Below are 19253 nucleotides of genomic sequence, written 5' to 3' on the forward strand. Positions count from 1 at the left end.
CACCGCTCCAGTACGGTCACCGACGTCACAGCCCTGTCACTTGAGGAGGCCTTGTCCTCCAGGTACGTACGCGCCACGTCCTCCGGCAGGCGGCGCCAGCTGTCCACCTGCTCGTTCATGGACGCCAGATCGGCAGTCGTGAGTACGTCGTTGAGCCTGTCCAGTGCCCCGGTCGCACCCTCGCTGCCTGACCGGGAGCGGTTCACGACCGGCACGATGTAGTCGGCGTTCTGCAGATCCTTGTCGTCCGCGAGCAGGACGAGTCGGAACTCGTCGAGCGTCGCGTCCGTCGTGGTGGTGAGCACCATCTGGTCCTGGCCGTTCTGCACGGCCCGTTTCGCCTGCGTAGTACCGACGCCCTTCGGGTCCACACCGGTGATGTCGATGCCGTACGTCTTCCTCAACCCTGGTTCGCAATAGGGGCGTTGTACGCACTCGTCGCCCGCCGCGAGCCGCACTTCGAGGCCCGATCTGCCGAGGTCGCTCAGTGTCTTGAGATCGTGCTGCCGTGCGAACGCTCCGGTCACCGCGAAGGCGTTCTGGTCGACCGCCCGGCCGGGATCGAGGACGGTGAGCCCGCGCGGGGTGGCGAGCTTGCGCAGCGCGGTCATCGTGGCCTTCAGGTCGGGCGAGCCGACGGCCGGCGCGTCCGCCCCGTTGGTCTTGGCGTTGAGCCAGTCGGCGAAGGTCGCCGCGTACTCGGCGACGACGTCGATCTGCCCGGACTCCAGGGCGGGTTCGTACAGTTCGCGGTTGGCGACCGTGAGCATCGACGTCTTGTAGCCGGCCTCGTTCAGCAGCAGCCCGTACATGGTGGCGAGCAGGTCGCTCTCGGTGAAGCCGGCCGAGCCGATGGTCAGATGCTTGCTGTCCCCAGGCGCCTCGGTGACCTCGCCCTGGGTCTCCAGCGACGGACCGGAGGCGCAGCCGGTCAGCAGGAGCAGGCCCGCGAGTGCGGCGCGGCGCCTCATCGTGCGCCCCTCTTGGGTGCCAGTCGCTCGGCCGCCTCGAAGACGCCTTCGACGAGCAGCGCGAAGAGGGCCACGAGAACGGCTCCGGCGACGACCTGGGGCGTACTCGCGAGGTTGAACCCGGCGGTGATGGTCCGTCCGAGGCCGTCGCCGCCCGCGAGCGCGGCGATCGTGGCGGTGGCGACGAGCTGGACGGCCGCGATGCGCACCCCGTTGAGGATCATCGGCATCGCGAGCGGCACCTCGACCTGCCACAGCATCTGCCGCCCGGTCATGCCCATACCGCGCGAGGCCCGCACGACGTCGCGGTCGACCTCGCGCATCCCGACGTACGCGTTGGTGAGCAGCGGTGGCACGGCGAACAGGACGAGCGTGACGACCGTCGGGCCCTCTCTCCACTTGCCGATGGGGGTGAGGAGCAGCAGGACGAGGACGGCGAAGGTGGGGATCGCGCGGCCGACGTTCGAGATGTTGACGGCGAGCGCGCCGTCCTTGCCGAGGTGGCCGAGGACGAGCGCGACCGGCAGCGCGATCAGACAGCTGATGACGAGACAGACCACGGTCAGCACCAGGTGCTGGGTGAGCCGGTGCCACACGCCGTCGTCGCCCGCCCAGTTCGCGGAGTCGGTGAGCCAGTCGCAGGCGTCGGCCAGTGTGTTCACGCCCGGGCCGCCCGGGTCCACGGGGTGATCAGCCACTGCACACCGAGCAGCAGCAGATCGGCGGCGATGACGACGCACAGCACGGACGCGGTGAGGACCTGCGCCTTGAAGAAGGTGTTCATGCCCGAGTAGATGAGGTTGCCGAGCCCTCCGAAGCCGACGATCGCGCCGACCGTGGCCAGCGATACCGCCGAGACGGTCGCGATCCGCAGCCCGGCCATGGCGGCGGGCAGGGCGAGCGGCAGTTCCACGGTGAGCAGCAGACGGATGGGCCCGTATCCCATGCCGCGGGCCGCCTGCCGGGTCTCCTCGGGCACGGCGCGCAGTCCGGCCAGGATGTTCCGTACGAGCAGGGTCAGCGAGTACAGGACGAGACCGGCGACGACGAGGGCCGCCGACAGCCCGTACACCGGCAGGAGCAGCGAGAACATGGCGAGCGACGGGATCGTGTAGAGGATCGTCGTCACGGCGAGCACCGGGCCCGCCGCCCAGCCCCAGCGGCGCGCCGGCACGGCCAGCGGCACGGCGAGGGCCAGCCCGATGAGGACGGAGAGCGCGGTCAGCTGAAGGTGCTGACCGACCGCGTCGAGGAGGATGTCGCGGCGGGTGCTGAGGTATTCACCGCAGATCCACTCGTTGCGCGCGAGGCAGTCGTCCGGGGGCGCGGTCACGGCTCCATTCCAGCCGGGCGGGCGCGGGGTGGCGCGTATTGATCGCCCGTACGGGGGCGTTGAACGGGCTTCGCGTGATCCCCGTACTTCAGGGGCAGCGGGCCCGACCCGTCTGCCGTGCTAGGAGGACCCGACCCATGACCGCACACCGCACCGCCGCCCTCCTCGGGACGGCCCCGCTCCTGCTCGCGGTGTGGGCCGCCGGGCCCGCCGCCGCGCACGGTGCGCCGACGGACCCCGTGAGCCGGGTGGTGGCCTGCTCCCCCGGAGCGCAGCAGTCGCAGGCGGCGGCGTGCCGGGCGGCCGCCTCCTCCGGCATCGCGGCCTTCGACAATCTGCGCCTCGCAGGTGTCAACGGCCGGGACCGCCAGGTCGTCCCCGACGGCAAGCTGTGCAGTGGAGGCATCGCCGCCTACCGGGGCCTGGATCTGGCCCGCGCCGACTGGCCGTCGACCAAACTGACCGGCGGGGCGAACATGACGCTCACCTACCGGTCGACGATTCCGCACACCGGCTCGTTCAAGCTGTTCCTGACCAAGGAGGGCTACGACCCGACGAAGCCCCTGACCTGGTCCGACCTGCCGTCGCAGCCCTTCGCCACGGCCACCGACCCGGCGCTCGTGAACGGCGCCTACCGGATCACGGCCAAGCTGCCGTCCGACCGCACCGGACGCCATCTGCTCTACACGATCTGGCAGAACACGAGCACGCCGGACACGTACTACTCGTGCTCGGACGTGGTCTTCCCCGCGGCGAAGGAGAACGCGGGTGCCGGGGCCGGCGGGTCAGCGTCGGAGAAGCCCGCGGCGACACCGACGAAGGCCGCCCCCACCAAGGCCGCGGCCACTCCCACGCCGTCGGAGTCCCCGGCCGAGGCCACCAGCGCGCCCGTGGAACCGTCGGTCACCGTGACCGACGCGGCCGGCGAGGCGGTCTCCTCGCCCGGCTCCGACGACGACAGCCAGGCCCTGGCCCTGCCTCTCGTCGCGGGCGGTGCGGCCGGACTGCTGATCACGGCGGGCGCGGCGTTCACCCTGCGCCGCCGCCGGTGAGAAGCTCGAAAACCGTGACTGATAGCCTGCGCGTTCTTTAGTTATAAAAAGGAACCATCGCGTGGGAGACGTACGTGCGGACCTGGCGGAGTTGTCTGGAATCGGCAGGAGCGCACCAGGGCGCTCTGCGTGACGACTACATGAAGGTCGCGCGTTTCATGCAGCGGCGGGAGCCGGCCGGCTATCTGGCGGTGCGCCTGCTGGTGCCCGCCTCCCACCAGCCCCATGTGCTGGCCGGGTACGCCTTCGCGGCGTTCACCGACGACGTCTGCGACCGGGGGACGGTCCAGGAACGCACAGGGCACTACGACGCGTGGGCCGAGCAGGTGCGTACGGCGCTGAGTACGGGAAGCGCCGCGCATCCTCTGCTGCGGGCGTTCCTGCACACCGCGGCGGAGCGTGAACTGCCGCGCCGCTGGGTCGACTCGTATCTGGAGGGTGCGCGGATCGACCTCGACTTCTCCGGGTTCGAGACCGAGGCCGACTACCAGCGGTATGTGGAGCAGCTCACCTGGCCGTTCCTGATGATCACGTCGGGGCTGGCCCATCTCGGGGGCGGGAGCGCCGAGTTCGCCGCCTCCTGTCGGCTGTTCGCCGACGCCGCCCAGCGCACGGACATCCTCACCGACCTGTCGGAGGACCTGCGCGGCGGGCGGCTGTATCTGCCCCTCAGCGATCTCGACCGGCACGGCATCACGCGCGCCGACCTCGAGAAGGGGCGCGACCTGCCCGGAGTCCGCGCGCTGGTCGCGGCCACCGTCGAGGCGGCGCGCGCCACGCTCCACGAGGCCACCGTGCTCCTGGAGCACTGCTCCGAGGAGCACCGGCGGCTGATGCGTTTCATCCTGGACCTGCACCACCAGCGACTGGCGTCGGTGACGGCCCGCGGCGCCTCGGTGGCCCGTCGTCCGGTACGGGACCGTCCGGTGGCGTGCCTTCGGCTGCTGGCCGGGCGTCCGACACGGCGGGCGGTCCGCGCCACTGGGTGAGTCGGCCGAGGCGAGCCGCCCGCGGGCGCGCAGGCGGAGCGTCAACGGGCCGGCGGGCGCACCCTGTTGACCTCGCCGGACCAGGCGCTTATGCCCATGTGCTGTCCATCAGCCCGGGCCGTCGAGCGACCGGCCGTCCCGCTGGTCCGGCGTCGCGTCCCGGTCGGCAGGCACCATCGGTTCCCCGCTCAGTTCATGACTCCACAGCACATCGCTGACGCGCTTCACCGCGGCCGTCAGATGGCGGCGATAGGTGCTGAAGGACATCCCGAGGCGTCTGGCCACCGCCTCCTGGGTGGGCGCGGCCTTGCTGTACGTGGTCGTGACGACGCGGTGTCGTTTCTCCCCGCCGCGCTCTGCCAGGACGGTGTCGATGGCGCACAGCAGGACGTCGTGGAGGCTCTGGCCGTGCGCCGCGACGAGGCGGCTGCGGCTGAGTGGGTTGGCCGCGAGCTCGTTGGGCCACCACAGCGCGCGCAGGGCGTCCCGTACCGCGGTGTCGAACTCCCGCCGGGACAGCACGACACGGTCCGCCCCCTCCCGCGGAGTTCCGCCCGAGGGCGGAGGTGCCAACTCGCCGATGGCGTCGACGAGTTGGGTGCCGCTGCCGACATCGATGCCGGCACCGGCCAGCAGGGCCATGTTCTTCTCGACCATCCACGCCAGGGCGGGCCGGGTACGCCAGTCGTGGGCGAACAGACGGTATCCGTGGTCGCCGACCACGGGTCTGGCGTCGGTCGGCAGCATGTCGCTGCGTTCGAGATAGTCGTTCCAGAAGCCGTCGTCCCGCATCACGACGAACGACCACGCGAGATCGTCGGACCGGACGATCTCCCCGATGACGCGCCACTGGATCAGGTTCATGGAGGCCGAAGGCCGCTGGTACGCCTGCGGGTTGACATGAAAACGCGCGACGGCGACACGCTCCCCCGTTCCCAACGGCCCGGCCGTACGCACATGGGCCCAGGCGGCGGCCACCACCGGATCCACATCCTCCCCCTCCGGCTCGGCGAGTTGCAGCCAGGCGGAGAGGGCAACGATGTCATCGGTGCCGGTCGACCTGTACACGACGAACGCTTCGGGCTGCCGGTCCAGCCAGAAGCGGGCGAGCGCGGCGGACTCGGGGCCCTCCGCCTCGTGGACCAGTTCCACCACGCGTTTCTCGTCGGCGGGAGTGCACGGGAGTTCCCGCACGAGGCCGTGGGAGTGCCAGTCGAAGGCCTGCGCGAGATGGCCGAGGGTCCGGTGCAGGTACACGAGCGCCTGCATCGCCGGGAGTATCTGCGCGGCGGACGCCTCCCGGACGCGGCCGAGCAGATACTCGTACATCCGTCGGCGCAGGGCCGCGAATCCGTCCGGGTCGCGCCAGCGCAGGTCGGCTGCCAGGACCTCGCGCACCACGTCGTGCGGGAAGAGCCCCGCCGGGGTGGATTCGATGAAGGGCTGGGTGCGCAGCCAGGCGAAAAGTTCGGGGGCGCGCTCGCCCATCATCGCCCGCAGGAGGGCCTCGGAGGTGACGTCGGCCTGGGCGCAGACCTCCAGCGCGGTGCGGTGTGCGGAGCTCGGCGGATCGCCCACGAGTCGTGGCAGCAGCGTCGCGATCACGTCCCGGCCTGGTGCCCATTCGGCCGCCCTGGCCGTACCGTCCGCGTCCTGCCGCACAACGACCGCGGCGGCCAGGGACAGGGCCAGCGGATTGCCGCCGGTGAAGGACAGCAGCGCGTGGTGTGCCCCGTCCGGGACTCCGCGTACCCGCAGGAAGGTGGCGGCGTCGCCCCGGGCCAGGTTCCGCAGCGGCACGACGTGCATCAGGTCCGCCCATCCCGGGTCGGCGACCCAGCGCGGATCGGGGGCCGAGCGCCCGGCGACCACCGCGACCGTGCCCAGCGGCAGCCGCGGCAGGAAGTGCTCCCACAACCAGTGCTCCAGGCCCTGACAGTGCTCGAACGCATCGACCAGGAGCACCGATCCGGGCTCGCCGATCGCCTTTCCGGCGGCCTGCTCGAAGTCGTCGGGCGTCGCCGGAACCGTACGGCCGTCGACCTCGACGACCAGCCGTCCCGCCTCCCGCGCCTCCAGCGCGAACCGCCTGAGCAGCGTGGACTTGCCGATTCCGCCGGGCCCGTGCAGATAAAGCACCGGAGAACCGTGGGGGTCCCCCGCCAGCGCGGACCGGAACATCGCCCGTTCCGCCGCCCGCCCGACGAACGCCCGGTCCCGCGCCGCGACCACGAGGTCGCCTAACGAGCCGCCGTCCCCCATACCCCTGCGCCCCTCATGAACCGAACCGAATCTTTCATGACCGGTCACATTACGTCGTTCGCCGCAAGGCAGTTGAGGGGTTGGGGCGCGCGTCGCCGTGAGTTTGGTTCACGGCCGGAGAGGGGCCGGTTCCGTCATGTCCTGGGTGCCGATGACGGACAGCAGCCGCAGTTGCTCGGCGGCACGGCTGCCGGGCGGGGCCGTGAACCAGAGCAGGCGCTGGCGGCCGTCCTCGCTGAAGAGGGTGAGGCATTCGACCTCGATGACGCCGAGGCCGGGGTGGACGATGCGTTTGTGGTCGTTCCTGCGCAGGCCCACATCGTGGGTGTCCCACAGCTCCGTGAACTCCGTACTGCGACGGCGTAGTTCGCGGATCATCCGGGCCACCTCGGCATCGCGGCCTCGTCGGCCGGCGACCACCTGCAGGTCCGCCACGAAGGCCCGGGACTGGCGGGGATGGTCCGGGGCCGGATAGAGGGAGCGGGCCGCGGGGTCGGTGAACCAGCGGAAGACGAAGCTGGCCGCCGGTCCGCGGACGGCCGGAGGGCGGCCGATCAGGGCAGCGGCCGCCTCGTTCTGGACGAGCGTCTCGTGGAGGTCGGTGATGACCTGCGCGGGCGTACCGGTGAGCTGGTCGAGGAGGCGGAGGAGCGCCGGCTGGACGTGGGCGGCGGGACCGTGCGCGGCCGGGGGGACTCGCCGGTCCGCGAGGTGGTAGAGATGGTCGCGCTCGTCGCCGGCCAGCCGCAGAGCGCGGGCGAGAGCGGCCAGGGTCTGCTCCGAGGGCTGGGCGCCGCGCCCCTGCTCCAGCTCGGTGTAGTAGTCCGCCGACAGGCCGGCCAGCTGGGCGACCTCCTCCCGGCGCAGCCCCGGTACGCGCCTGCGGGGGCCGACCGGCAGCCCCACATCACCCGGCTTCACACGGTCGCGCCGGGACTTCAGGAATGCCGCCAGTTCGGGAAAGGTCACCCCCTCATCCTCACTCGCGCGCGCATCCGGAGCCAGGGGATGCCGACCCCAGGGTAGAGACAGCCCTGGTTAACGCGGGAAGAGCCGCCGATGGTGGATCTCGGGGCGCCCGTGGAGAAGTCGCGGAACAGCGCTCACCGATACCGCAGACACCGCAGCAAGGAGCCATCACCATCATGCCCATTCCGAATCCGGTGGAGACGAATCCGGAGGAGACGCATCCCGCGGAGAACGTCCAGAACCCGGTGGTGCCGGGTGCTCGCCCCCACCCCCGCGTCGCCGTCGTCACGGGCGGCTCACGCGGCATCGGCCGCCAGTCCGTGGCCCGCCTGGCCTCCGACGGATTCGCGGTCGTGGCCGGCTACTCGGGCAACGCGGACCTCGCCGAAGCCGCGGTCAAGGAGGTCACCGCGGCCGGCGGCCGGGCCATCGCCGTACGCGGGGACGTCGCCGACGAGAACGACATGTCCGCGCTGTTCGACCTGGCCGAGTCCACGTACGGCGAAGTCGACGTGGTCGTCCACGCGGCGGGCCGGGCCCACACGGCGGCCGTCGTCGACCTGGACCTGGCGGATCTGGACGCGCTGCACCGCACCAACATCCGCGGCACGTTCGTCGTCGCCCAGCAGGCCGCACGACGGATCCGGCCGGGCGGGACCATCATCACCTTCTCCACGTCCGTCGTCGGTCTCGCGTTTCCCACGTACGGGGCCTACAGCGCGAGCAAGGGAGCGGTGGAGGCGCTGACGATGATCCTCGCCCGCGAACTGCGCGGCCGGGACGTGACGGTGAACGCCGTCGCCCCCGGTCCCACCGCGACCGATCTGTTCCTCGACGGCAAGGACGAGGAGACCGTCGCCCGGCTGGCCGCGCAGCCTCCGCTGGAACGCCTCGGCACCCCTGCCGACATCGCCGAGACAGTCGCGTTCCTCGCCTCCCCGGCCGGCCACTGGATCAACGGACAGGTCGTCCGGGCCAACGGCGGCATCGTCTGACGGCCGCCCCATCGGCGCGACGAACAACAGCCATCCATCACCAGCAATCACAGGAATGAGAACGAACATGCCGTTCGCGAACTTCAAGGTGCCCGCCGGCACCCTCACCGAGAAGCAGAAGGAGCAGATCATCACCCGCACCACCGAGCTCTACGTCGACATCTACGGCGAACGCGCCCGCGCCAGCACCCTCGTAGTGGTCGAGGAGGTCACCGACGGCGGATGGGGAGTCGGCGGCGAGGTACTGACGCTCGCGAAGCTTCAGGCGCCGGCGCGGGACTGATCTCCGAGCCAGCACCACATTCGGCGCCACATCGGCACCGCGTCGACGTGAGTCTCAGGACCCGGTCGCCGCTGCCGCGGCCCGTCCCGCCGTACGGCCGGAGAACAGACAACCGCCGAGGAACGTGCCCTCCAGGGAGCGGTATCCGTGGACGCCTCCTCCGCCGAATCCCGACACCTCACCGGCCGCGTACAGACCGGGTACGGCTTCTCCGGCGGCGTTCAGGACGCGGCCGGAGAGGTCGGTCTGGAGGCCGCCGAGGGTCTTGCGGGTGAGGATGTTGAGGCGTACGGCGATCAGCGGCCCGGCACTGCTGTCCATGATCTTGTGGGCGGCGGCCGTGCGGCTGAGGGTGTCCCCCGGGTAGGAGAGGGCGTTGCGGATACCCATGACCTGGGCGTCCTTGGAGTAGGGGTTGTCCATCTCCCGGTCGCGCGCGTCGATCTGCCGCTGGAGGTCGTTCAGGTCGATCAGGCCGTCCCCGGTCAGCTTGTTCATGCCGCGGACGAGTTCGGACAGTGTCGTGGCGACGACGAAGTCCACGCCGTTCTTCTTGAACTTCTCGATCGGCTCCGGGGTCTGCCAGATGCGCGAGAGGAGCATCCAGATGTTCTTCTCGGTGAGGTCCGGGTTCTGCTCGGAGCCGGAGAGCGCGAACTCCTTGGCGATGATCTTCTGGGTCGTCACGAACCAGGAGTAGTCGTACCCGGTCGCGGTGATCGACTTGAGCGTGTGGAGGGTGTCGTAGCCGGGCAGGTCGGGTGCGCTGAAGCGCTTGCCGGTGGCGTCGAACCACATGGACGACGGGCCCGGCAGGATGCGAATGCCGTGGCCCGGCCAGATCGGGTCGTAGTTCCTGAGGCCCTCGGTGTAGTGCCACATGCGGTCCGGGTTGACGATCCGGCCGCCCGCCTTCTCGGTGATCGCGAGCATGCGGCCGTCCACGTGGGCCGGCACGCCGGTGATCATGGTCTTGGGCGGGGTGCCGAGCCGGGCCGGCCAGTTCTGGCGTACGAGATCGTGGTTGGCGCCGATGCCGCCGGAGGTGACGATCACGACCGGGGCGCGCAGCTCGAACTCGCCCACGACCGTACGGGAGCTGGGCTTGCCGCGGGCGGCGCTGCTCGGCTCCAGGATCGCGCCGCGTACGCCGGTGACGGCGCCGCCCGTGGTCACGAGTCCGTCGACGCGGTGCCGGAACTTGAAGGTCACCTTGTTGGCCTCGACCGCGGCGCGCACCTTCTTCTCGAACGGCTCGACGACCGCCGGTCCCGTGCCCCAGGTGACGTGGAAGCGGGGCACGGAGTTGCCGTGTCCGTCCGCGAGACCGCCACCCCGCTCGGCCCAGCCGACGATCGGGAACCACTGCACCCCGAGGCCGGCGAGCCAGGAGCGCTTCTCACCGGAGGCGAAGTCGACGTACGCCTCGGCCCACTTGTAGGCCCAGTGGTCCTGGCCCTTCGGGTCGGTGATGCCGCGGTCGAAGCCGGCCGTGCCCAGCCAGTCCTGCCAGGCCGGCTCCTGGGTGTCCTTGATGCCCATGAGTCTCTGCTCGTCGGAGTTGACGAGGAACAGACCGCCGAAGGACCAGAACGCCTGTCCGCCGAGGTTCGACTCCGGTTCCTGGTCCAGGAGCAGTACCTTGCGGCCCGCCGCGGCCAGCTCCGCCGTGGCGACAAGACCGGCGAGCCCCCCGCCGACGACGATCGCGTCCGCGTCCGACGCCGAGGCGGCGAAGGCGGATCCGGCCGACTGGGCCAGGGCGGCGCCCGCGAGCGTGCCGCCCGCCACCGTCAGGGCACGGCGGCGCGTGATGGCAGCCGTGGCTGCTGAATTCTCCATGGGGTGCCTTCCGGAGGAGGTACGGAAGGGGCGGGAGACGCCAAAGATGCCGCTGCGACGGCAAGGTGTTACCGACGGTAGCCCAAGTGATCGCACACGCGCCAGAGCGGTGCGGCGTGAACTCCCCCTGGAGTCATTGCCGTTGGCCGCACCCGACCGTCTCCCTCCGCCCGCGGGCGCCCGCCCCGCTCGACGACCAGGGGGAACAGCGCCTCACGCGCGGGATCACCCTCGGCATCCGCGACGCCTCCCGGCACCCCGTCAGCCCATTGAGCGCCGTGCTGTTGCCGGTGCCGATCGCGGCGGTGAGGCTGGATCCGAAGGCGGCACACCGGTAGCGACAAGGAGACCGTCGATGACGACTTGGCCGAATGACGAACTCGCCCGGATCGAGCACGCCGAGGAGCTGCGCGTCGTCTCCCTGCGGCGCGACGGATCGCCAGGCAGCTGGCGGACCATCTGGGTCGTCCGCGTCGGCGACGACATCTGCGTACGGTCCGTCAACGGGCCGACGGCCGCCTGGTACCGGGGCACACGTGCCCGGCTGCAGGGCCGCATCCAGGCCGGTGGCGTGGACAAGGACGTGACGTTCGTCGACGCGGATCCCGCCCTCAACGACGAGGTCGACGCGGCCTACCGCGCCAAGTACGGCCACTACGCCGCGGACATCATCAAGGCCATCACCGGCCCCGAGGCGAACTCCACCACGATGCGGCTCCTCCCCCGCCCGGCGGAGTCCGCCGCCTAGTCACGGAGTCCGCCGTCCAGGCCGCGGAGTCCACCGCTTGAGCCGCGGAGTGCGCCGCCCGGTCACCGTCCGGCCGTCAGGAGTCGAGGTCGTCGGCGTAGTGCCGGAACCCGTGCCGCTCCTGGTGGATCCCCCACAAGGTGTCCGCGAGCACGGCCGGGTCCTTCCTGTGGTGTCCGGCGATGATCGCGCCGGGGACGATCAGCTGGGCGACATGGATGCCCTCGCCGCCGAGCGCGTCGTGCAGCAGATGGCCGTACGCGCTCTCCGCGGCGAAGGCGATGGACGTGCCGGCGCGGTCGGGGTGGGGGACGACCGCGGTGCCGCCGTTGACGAAGAGGACGGTGCCGCGGCCCAGGGCGCGCATGCCGGGGAGCACCTGCTGTACGGCGACGACGGGCCCGTAGACGGAGAACTCGACCGGGCCTGTGAGGTCGGCGTGGGTGGTTTCCAGGACCGGCAGCATGAAGTCCCGTTGCGGGACCGGGCTGTACTGCAGGACCTCGACCGGCCCCAGAGTCGCGTTCGCCGCGTCGAGGGCGGCGGCGAGCGCCTTCGGATCCCGTACGTCGGCGGCGAAGCCCCTGGCCGTGACGCCCTCCCGGCGCAGCTCGGCGGCGAGGGCGTTCGTCCGCTCGTGGTCGCGGGCGATGAGCGCGACGTCGAAGCCCTCACGCCCGAAGCGCCGCGCGACGGCCGCTCCCAGCCCGGGTCCGGCTCCGATGATGGCGATGCTGGTCATGGTCTTCCTCGATCTCCGGGGTCGGTTCGGCGTGGGGGCGTCACTCCTGCTCAGCGCCCTGTGAACCGCCCGCCGGAGCCGTCGTCGGCCTTGCGGTGCAGCAGCGCCGAGAGATGGTGCTGCATGGGCTGGCCGACCGCCTCCAGGTCGTGGTGGAACGTGAGCGTGTCGTCGTCGGTCAGCGTGTAGCGGCGGCGGGTGGCGTCGACCTTCTTGGCGGTGGGGGCGAGAGCCACCTGGTGGGTGGAGAGGTCGACCGTCTTGTCGGCCGCGCGGCCGACCATGATCTCGGCGATACCGGTGGGCTGGGTGATCAGTGCCTCCACCCGGCCGTCGGGCTGCAGCCGCCACCAGCCGCTCTCCCTGGCCGACGGACGCAGCGGAGCGTCATCGGCGTCGAGCAGCCAGGCCCTGGCCTCGTAACGCAGAAAGGGGCGGCCGTCATGACTGAAGGTCACCTCCTGCGCGTACACGAAGTCCCCGGAGATCGTCGGGTACTCGCCCTGGCCCCGGCCGTGCCAGGAACCCAGGAGGCCCAGGACGGGTTCGAGGAGTGCGTGCGGCTTCGGCGCCCCGTCCGGCTGGTGGCCGTCGGGGTACGGGTGCTCAGGTGCGGGGTCGAACACGGTGTGCGCTCCTGGGGTCTGTGCCGGTTCCGGTGCCGACCGGAAGCCTAGGCGGTCGGCCCGCCCGGCGCCCCGAAAGCGGTGGGGTGGCGCCGCGAACGCGCCGAGGTGGCCGCAAACGCGCCGGGGTGGGCGCCGTTCGCACGACGCCCACCCCTACCGCGGACCAACTAGCTAGACCCGCTGTTCGGACTCAGCTGCACCTGCGTCCGGAGTTGATGCACTGGACCATCTTGTTCTGCACCTTCGTGTCGAACACGTTGATGAAGTCACCGTGGTCCGTGATCGGCTTGTGCGCCTGCTCGGGGAACCCGTCCAGGGAGAAGAACGGCCGGGTCTTCCCGTTGTCCTTCAGGCTGGGCGCGTCCACGTCGTACACCAGACGCTGAACCAGTTGCGGAATGGCCTTGAAGCCGGTCGGGCAGTTGCCCTTGGCGTCCGCGAAGGCCACGTGCGTACGGTGGTTGGCGCTGTCGATGTTGGTGCCGTCCCAGCAGCTCTGGAACTTGAAGGTGCGCACCACGTCCCGGCCCGACGGGCAGAGGGGGTACTTGTCCTTCAGCTGCACCTTGTTCTCGAAGCCCGTGCAGCTCCAGGAGGCGTTCGCGTTGCCCGGGCCGTTCGTGAACGCCTTGGCGTCACCGGTGATGATGCGCAGGAGCTGCGGCATCGCCACGACCTTGCCGCGCGGGCTGCCCACGAAGTCCAGCGTGGCCTGCTTGGCCGTCAGGATGCGGCCGGTGTTGCCCTCGGCCCCACCGCCCAGCCGGTCGGCGTCGAACTCCTTGGTGCCGTCCTGCAGACGCAGCACCGGCCAGTAGTAGGACGACTTGTCGCCCTTGTTCTTGCAGCTGGTGTTGGCCTTGAGGAAGTCCTGGTCGCTGGTGAAGGCGTCGTTGTCCTGGCTGCCGACGTAGTCGTGCACGTGGTGGGCACCGTTGGTGACACCGGGCGCGACGATGACGTTGTCGCTGTTGTACAGCTTGTTGGCGTTCACCCCGCACTTGGTGACGAAGGTGCCCCTGGACGCCTTCGACGACTTGCGCGGTGTGCTCACGTTGGCCTTGACCTTGGTGATGTCCACGAAGTCGGCGGCGACGGGCCCGTTGCCCGCGGCGGGCTGGCCGGCGGCCGGAGAAGCGGGCTGGCCCGAAGCCGGCTGACCGGAGGCGGGCTGGCCGGAGGGCTGACCGGCGGCGGGCTGGCCGGAGGGCTGACCGGCGGCGGGCTGGTTGCCGGTGGAGCGCAACGTACAGGGCGCCAGCGCCTCAAGGCCCTGCGGCTTGGCGCCCACACGGCCGATGGCGATGACGATCCGGTCGATCGTGGCCTTCCGCTTGTCCTTCAGCGGATTCACGATCGCGTTCTGCGCGAAGTTGGCGTCCTGCTGAATCGCCTGCTGGGAGGTGGAGAGGCGCTGGTAGGCCTCGGACACCTGCTTGTCGAGCAGGGCAAGCTCCCTGTCGACCTGGGTTCGGGCCTTTTCGGGCACCGCCTTCAACTGCTGGCCGACGTCGGGGCAGTCGATCGTGGAGGTTCCGGCCGCCAACGCCTGGTTCTGGGCCGTGCCCTTCGCTGCGCCGGTTTCGTCGGCAGAGGCGTAGATGTTGGCCGCGACGAGTCCGCCGGCCCCCATGGCCAGTGCCGCCGCAGCGCCCACCACCCGAACGGTGGTCTTCGACTTCTTCCGCGTGTTGCGTCTCATCAGGCCTCTCTGAACATCCTCGGAACCGGCGGGACTTCCGGTGTGGGCGAAGCTCTCCTTTGATACGGATGTGGTCACAGGATGTTCACTGAATTCTCAGGTTCATAGTTTCCTCCACCCGCAATCCGGGCATAGGAGCCGGACTCGGGCGCCGGGACGGTCACTTTCTCCGCGAGAAGTCCATGACCCTTACACGTTCGCCGCCCGTGAAGTCGGGCCGCCGCCCGGTACCCAACAGGCGGAAAACAGAAGGGGCGCGACGGCTTCGGTCCGGCGCGCCAGGCACCGCACAGAAGCCGACGCGCCCCGGGAGAGCGGCCGCCGCGTCACAACTCCACGTCAGCGCACCCTTCCACGCGGCTTCAGCGGCACGGGCGGAAGTTCGGGAGCGGGCAGCGCGGCCCCGCCGTACCCCACCACCTCGCCGAAGCGGGAGCCCGTCATCCAGTCCGCGCGGGCCTGGGTGATCTCCTCCTGGGAGCGGCCGATGAAGTTCCACCACATGATCAGCTCCTCCTCGAACGGTTCACCCCCGAGGAGCATGAGGCCCGCGTCCGACTCGGCGCGCAGGGGGAGTTCGGAGCGGCCGCAGCCGAGGTAGAGCATGGATCCGGGCAGCAGCGGTACGCCGTCGACGTGGGCCTCGCCGGACATGGAGAGCACGGCGTACTCGAAGTCCGGCTCCAACGGGAGGCGTACGTCGGCGCCTTGGGCGAGGGCCAGGTCGGCACCGACGATCGGGGTGTACGTCGTGCCGGGCGAGGCGGCCCCGTCGACACTGCCGAGGATGAGCGTGGCCTCGATGCCGGGTGCGGTGACGACGGGCAGTTCGGCGTGGTGCTCGAACAGCGGGTCGGTGTGGCGGTCACTGTCGGGGAGCGCGACCCACAGCTGCGCGCCATGAAGGAAGCGGGCGTGCGACTTGGGGCTCTCCTCCGAGTGGCTGATCGCCCGGCCGGACGTCATCAGGCCCAGCTCGCGCGGCCGGATCGTCTGGAGGCTGCCGGTGGAGTCGCGGTGCAGGACCTCGCCCTCGTGGAGCCAGCTGACGGTCTGCAGGCCCATGTGCGGATGCGGCGGGACCTGCATGCCGGGCTCTTCGGCGATGTCGTCGGGGCCGTAGTGATCGACGAAGCACCAGGCGCCCACCATGCGCCGGCCCAGGTTGGGCAGCAGACGGCGGACTTCGCTGGACTCGCCCAGCTTGACCCGGCGGGGACTGAGGAGTTCACGCACCGGCTCCGCCACCACGAAACCCCGGCCGCCGCACAGAGCGGGAACTGCCTCGCGATCAAGATTGCTCATGGCCCACAACCTAGCCCCGCGAAGGACTCTCCGTCAGGCCATCCACCCGCCGATCGGCGGGCACGGTGCCCGCGCCGAACGTAGTAGCCATGTACATAGTAGCCATGTACTGTATTTCTCGTGAGTACGAACCCCGAGGGCGCGACGCCCGGCTTCCTGGTGTGGCGCCTGTCGATGAAATGGCGGGTCGCCGTCGACCGGGCGATGGCGCCGCTCGGCCTGACCCACGCGCAGTATTCGCTGGTGGCATCGCTGTACGGCATGCACCGGGCCGGGCTGCGCCCCAGCCAGCGGCAACTCGCCGACCACACAGGGCTCGAACCGCTGTACGTGTCGAAGCTCGCCCGCGCCCTGGAGGCCGCCGGCCTCGTCGAGCGCACGCGGGACCCCGCCGATCCCCGTGCGGTGCAGCTGACGCTCACCGATCAGGGTCGCGAGGTCACCCGCCGCGCGATCGGGATCGTGCACGGACTGCTGGAACAACTGCTGACGCCGCTCGGGGGCCTCGACGGCCCACGTACGAAGGCCTTCAGCCGCGAGCTGGCGACCCTGCTGGACGTACCCCTTGATCCGCCGACCGAGAACGAGACGGAGCAGTCATGACCACCACCACACCCACCAAACCCACCGTCAACGGCCGCGTCATCGCCCTGGCCCACTACGCGGGACGGGCCGTCCTGGAGCGAGTCCTGGCGCGTACGGGCAACACGTTCCACCAGTCGGTGACCCTCAGGGTCGTCGCGATCGCGGACGCCCCCATAGCTCGCGACACGGTGGCCGCCGAGGTGACCGGCTCGCTGAAGATCGAGGAGTCGGCAGTACAGACCACCATCGACGAACTGGTGGCAGCGAAGCTGGTCGAAGAGGATTCGCCGGACGGTTCCGGGCTGCGGCTCACGCCCGGCGGCCGAGAGCTGTACGAGAGGGTCACCGCCGAGACCAACCAGATCTCCGCCCGGATCTACGCGGACATTCCCGCCGAGGACCTGGCGACGGCGGGCCGCGTACTGACACTCGTCACCGAGCGGGCGAACGCCGAACTCGCCCGGATCTAGCACCACCGGCAGCCACTCCAGGGCACTCGTGGAGGTCGTAGAGGTCGTGGAATATTCAACGAATCAACGTCGTTCTGCCCGTCGAAGGAGGTCGGACAGTGGACACGACGTACTACGACCACGGGACGTCCGCGGAGCGCTGGGAGCGCGCCCGGATGTTCTTCGACGCCAAGGAATACGCCGCCTCGGCGCGCATCCTCGACGGCCTGGTCGAGGAGGTGCCGGAGCAGGTGGGCCCGCGACTGCTGCTGGCCCGCGCGTACTACCACTCGGCCCAACTGGGCCGCGCGGAGACCCAGTTGAGGCTACTCATCGAGCGCGACCCCGTGGAGCACTACGCCCGCCTGATGCTGGGCCGCACCCTCCAACGCCAGGGCCGAACCGACGAGGCCGAGCCCCACATCCGCCTCGCCTCGGCTCTGGCGGGCGAGTTCGAGTCGTTGTGAGTGCCGGGAGAAGCGGTAGCGCCTAGAGGCGCGCGCCGCGAAGCGGCGGGCTGAGCGCGGTCGCGGCCGCCAGGACGCAGACCGCGCCGCAGCCGGCGAAGAAGGTCGCCGTGCCCCAGAGTGCGGCGGCCAGGCCGGTGAGAGGGAAGAGCAGAGGGCTGAGCCCCAAGGTGCCGAGGGTCGTCACGGAGGTGACGCGCCCGAGGTACCGGGGGTCGGCCTCTTTCTGCAGCAGGGCGTTGCCCAGAACCATCGCGACACCGCTGACCGCACCGAGAAGCCCGCCGAGCGCGACAGCGGTTCCTGGTGCCGTGGCCCTGCCCAGCGCCGTGACCAGACCGGCGGTCACGGCGAGCGAGACCGCCAGGACGACTCCGGCGCGTGGCACCCGGCGGGCCGCGGCCATCGCCAGGGCACTGACGGCACCGCCGACGCTGAACGCGGCGAGAATCCAGCCGAGTGCGGCGGCGTCCCACTTCCGTTCATCGGCGAGAAGGACGAGTCCGGCCGCGAGCGGGCCGCTGAAGCACATCTCACCGAGAGCGATGACCCAGACGAGGCGGCGCAGCCGCCGGTGACCGCGAAGATAGCGGAGGCCGTCGCGCAGGTCGGCCGACAGCGGCCGGGGCGGACTGGATTCGACGGGACCGCTCCGATGCGGGGCGGGCTCGGCGTCCCTCTCCCCCGGCGCCGTGGCGACCGTCGTCACGGCGACCGGTTTCACGCTCACCGCCGACAAGAGCCCCAACGACACCCCGAACAGCACGCCCACCACGGCGAATGCGCCGGCCGCCCCCACCACGACCAGGGCGAAGGACCCGACCAACGGTCCCACCGCGTTGCTGAACCGCACCGCCAGGACCCGCATGCCCTGTACGCGGGCCAACTGCCCCTGGTCCGTGAGCCTCGGCGGCAGGGCGCCCACCGCCGGCATGAACACCGCGTCGACCACGCCGAAGAGCACGGACAGGGCGTACAGCAGCCACAGTTGAGGGCCACCGGCCCAGGTCGCGGCGGCGGCGCCGAGCAGCACCCCGCACCGTACGAGGTCGCTGCCGATCAGGACGCGGCGCGGGCCGAAGCGGTCGGCGAGCACACCGCCGCCCAGCATGAGGACGGCACGGGGTATCGCCCCGACGGCGAGGACGACACCCACCTGCGCGGGACCCGCGATCCGGGCAGTGGCCCAGGACAGGGCCATGAAGTAGGCGACGTCGCCGGTGACCGACGTGGTGTACGCGCCCAGCCAGCGCAGGACGTCGGCATCGCGGAAGGCGGGCCTCGCGGTCACGTCTCGTCGGTGAGCAACGGGAACATCTGCAGCTGAACGGCCACCCGTTCGGCCCCCTCGGTCGGCTCCCCCGCCCGGTACCGCTCGATGACTCCCGCCAACTCCCGTTTCATCACGTCGAGTTCACCGGGCGTCAGGTGCAGGGTCTGGCTCATGAACGCGCTCACCCCGAACCACTCGTCGGGCAGTACAGGTACGACCTCGCCGGCCACCCTGCGCAGCGTCTCGCCGTCGGACAGGGCCAGAGCCTGTACGTACGCACGGCTTTCGGTGGCGTCCGGTGACGTGGACGGGTCGTGCATCGAGATCCGGTGCCGCGCACGCCACCACCGGTCCCGCCGCGTTCCCCGCTCCGTGTCCTCCTCGATGAGTCCGCCCGCCGCCAGACGCCGCAGGTGGTAGCTGGCCGCGCCGGAGTCCAGTTCGAAGTGCGTGGCCAACTGCCGCACGGTCGCCGGACCTTGCCGGCGCAGCCGGTTCAGCAGTGCGAGCCGCATGGGGTGCGCCAGTACACGCAGTGCGGCCGTGTCGAGGGTGAGGTCGTCGTCCGCCATGGGCCGCAGCGTAGAACGCGAAGAACTCTTCCGGAAGAGTTCTTCGCGAACATCTCTTCGCCACCACATCGTTGCGGGCGCCTCG

20 protein-coding genes and 1 pseudogene are annotated in these 19253 nt (G+C 70.7%); 9 read left to right on the plus strand and 12 right to left on the minus strand.

Going from position 1 to position 19253, the window contains the following annotated elements:
* Positions 1 to 50 precede the first annotated feature (50 nt).
* The 3 genes and pseudogenes from QF035_RS07945 to QF035_RS07955 all read right to left on the minus strand — a co-directional run.
* A pseudogene (locus QF035_RS07945) lies at positions 51 to 971 on the minus strand (ABC transporter substrate-binding protein); the annotation flags it as partial.
* Positions 968 to 1633, minus strand: coding sequence for an ABC transporter permease (locus tag QF035_RS07950; RefSeq protein WP_307519220.1), 666 nt, complete (start codon positions 1631 to 1633; stop codon positions 968 to 970). The gene QF035_RS07950 and the pseudogene QF035_RS07945, both read right to left, overlap by 4 nt.
* Positions 1630 to 2304, minus strand: coding sequence for an ABC transporter permease (locus QF035_RS07955; protein WP_307519222.1), 675 nt, complete (start codon positions 2302 to 2304; stop codon positions 1630 to 1632). Before QF035_RS07955 ends, QF035_RS07950 begins: the two co-directional genes overlap by 4 nt.
* A 137-nt stretch (positions 2305 to 2441) precedes the next feature.
* On the opposite strand from QF035_RS07955, the gene QF035_RS07960 reads away from it, so the two are divergent.
* Positions 2442 to 3356, plus strand: a complete 915-nt coding sequence (locus QF035_RS07960) for a lytic polysaccharide monooxygenase (RefSeq protein ID WP_307519223.1) — start codon at positions 2442 to 2444, stop codon at positions 3354 to 3356.
* A 74-nt stretch (positions 3357 to 3430) separates the two neighbouring features.
* Complete coding sequence (locus QF035_RS07965; protein ID WP_307519224.1) at positions 3431 to 4345, plus strand: squalene/phytoene synthase family protein; 915 nt, start codon at positions 3431 to 3433, stop codon at positions 4343 to 4345.
* A gap of 108 nt (positions 4346 to 4453) precedes the next feature.
* On the opposite strand, the gene QF035_RS07970 is transcribed toward QF035_RS07965, so the two are convergent.
* Both QF035_RS07970 and QF035_RS07975 read right to left on the minus strand, forming a co-directional pair.
* Positions 4454 to 6607 carry an ATP-binding protein gene (locus QF035_RS07970; RefSeq protein ID WP_307519226.1) on the minus strand — a complete coding sequence of 718 codons (2154 nt, stop codon included), beginning with the start codon at positions 6605 to 6607 and terminating at the stop codon, positions 4454 to 4456.
* A 108-nt stretch (positions 6608 to 6715) separates the two neighbouring features.
* On the minus strand, positions 6716 to 7576 hold the full coding sequence (locus QF035_RS07975) for a helix-turn-helix transcriptional regulator (RefSeq protein WP_307519227.1): 861 nt from the start codon (positions 7574 to 7576) through the stop codon (positions 6716 to 6718).
* Between the two features lie 176 nt (positions 7577 to 7752).
* Here QF035_RS07975 and QF035_RS07980 point away from each other — a divergent pair, with 176 nt between their 5' ends.
* Positions 7753 to 8571 carry an SDR family oxidoreductase gene (locus QF035_RS07980; protein WP_307519228.1) on the plus strand — a complete coding sequence of 273 codons (819 nt, stop codon included), beginning with the start codon at positions 7753 to 7755 and terminating at the stop codon, positions 8569 to 8571.
* A gap of 67 nt (positions 8572 to 8638) precedes the next feature.
* Positions 8639 to 8854, plus strand: coding sequence for a 4-oxalocrotonate tautomerase family protein (locus QF035_RS07985; protein ID WP_307519229.1), 216 nt, complete (start codon positions 8639 to 8641; stop codon positions 8852 to 8854).
* Between the two features lie 54 nt (positions 8855 to 8908).
* Here the strand turns inward: QF035_RS07985 and QF035_RS07990 are convergent, their stop codons facing one another.
* A complete protein-coding gene (locus QF035_RS07990) occupies positions 8909 to 10696 on the minus strand; it encodes an FAD-binding dehydrogenase (protein ID WP_307519230.1) in 1788 nt (595 codons plus the stop codon).
* Between the two features lie 86 nt (positions 10697 to 10782).
* On the opposite strand from QF035_RS07990, the gene QF035_RS07995 reads away from it, so the two are divergent.
* Together QF035_RS07995 and QF035_RS08000 are read left to right on the plus strand one after the other, a co-directional pair.
* A complete protein-coding gene (locus QF035_RS07995; protein WP_307519231.1) occupies positions 10783 to 11034 on the plus strand; it encodes a hypothetical protein in 252 nt (83 codons plus the stop codon).
* Positions 11035 to 11051: 17 nt separating this feature from the next.
* Positions 11052 to 11444: a DUF2255 family protein gene (locus QF035_RS08000; RefSeq protein ID WP_307519232.1), complete on the plus strand. Its 393-nt coding sequence runs from the start codon at positions 11052 to 11054 to the stop codon at positions 11442 to 11444.
* 76 nt (positions 11445 to 11520) lie between these two features.
* Here the strand turns inward: QF035_RS08000 and QF035_RS08005 are convergent, their stop codons facing one another.
* The 4 genes from QF035_RS08005 to QF035_RS08020 all read right to left on the minus strand — a co-directional run bounded on the left by QF035_RS08005 (position 11521) and on the right by QF035_RS08020 (position 15822).
* Positions 11521 to 12186 carry an SDR family NAD(P)-dependent oxidoreductase gene (locus QF035_RS08005; RefSeq protein ID WP_307519234.1) on the minus strand — a complete coding sequence of 222 codons (666 nt, stop codon included), beginning with the start codon at positions 12184 to 12186 and terminating at the stop codon, positions 11521 to 11523.
* 50 nt (positions 12187 to 12236) lie between these two features.
* Entirely contained in the window at positions 12237 to 12812 is a 576-nt protein-coding gene (locus QF035_RS08010; protein ID WP_307519236.1) for an FABP family protein, read from the minus strand.
* 193 nt (positions 12813 to 13005) lie between these two features.
* Complete coding sequence (locus QF035_RS08015) at positions 13006 to 14517, minus strand: DUF1996 domain-containing protein (RefSeq protein ID WP_307519237.1); 1512 nt, start codon at positions 14515 to 14517, stop codon at positions 13006 to 13008.
* A 339-nt stretch (positions 14518 to 14856) separates the two neighbouring features.
* Positions 14857 to 15822, minus strand: a complete 966-nt coding sequence (locus QF035_RS08020; protein WP_269654485.1) for a pirin family protein — start codon at positions 15820 to 15822, stop codon at positions 14857 to 14859.
* A 120-nt stretch (positions 15823 to 15942) separates the two neighbouring features.
* Here QF035_RS08020 and QF035_RS08025 point away from each other — a divergent pair, with 120 nt between their 5' ends.
* From QF035_RS08025 to QF035_RS08035, 3 genes are all read left to right on the plus strand, one after another.
* Complete coding sequence (locus QF035_RS08025) at positions 15943 to 16425, plus strand: MarR family winged helix-turn-helix transcriptional regulator (RefSeq protein WP_307519238.1); 483 nt, start codon at positions 15943 to 15945, stop codon at positions 16423 to 16425.
* Positions 16422 to 16877 (plus strand): MarR family winged helix-turn-helix transcriptional regulator, encoded by a 456-nt coding sequence (locus QF035_RS08030; protein WP_307519239.1) that lies wholly within the window; start codon positions 16422 to 16424, stop codon positions 16875 to 16877. The genes QF035_RS08025 and QF035_RS08030 overlap by 4 nt, the downstream gene beginning before the upstream one ends.
* 98 nt (positions 16878 to 16975) lie before the next feature.
* Positions 16976 to 17323, plus strand: a complete 348-nt coding sequence (locus QF035_RS08035) for a tetratricopeptide repeat protein (protein WP_063997398.1) — start codon at positions 16976 to 16978, stop codon at positions 17321 to 17323.
* A 22-nt stretch (positions 17324 to 17345) separates the two neighbouring features.
* On the opposite strand, the gene QF035_RS08040 is transcribed toward QF035_RS08035, so the two are convergent.
* A complete protein-coding gene (locus QF035_RS08040; protein ID WP_307519241.1) occupies positions 17346 to 18614 on the minus strand; it encodes an MFS transporter in 1269 nt (422 codons plus the stop codon).
* Positions 18611 to 19168: a winged helix-turn-helix domain-containing protein gene (locus QF035_RS08045; protein ID WP_307519243.1), complete on the minus strand. Its 558-nt coding sequence runs from the start codon at positions 19166 to 19168 to the stop codon at positions 18611 to 18613. The genes QF035_RS08040 and QF035_RS08045 overlap by 4 nt, the downstream gene beginning before the upstream one ends.
* Positions 19169 to 19253 lie beyond the last annotated feature (85 nt).

This window comes from Streptomyces umbrinus, assembly GCF_030817415.1.
GTDB lineage: Bacteria > Actinomycetota > Actinomycetes > Streptomycetales > Streptomycetaceae > Streptomyces > Streptomyces umbrinus_A.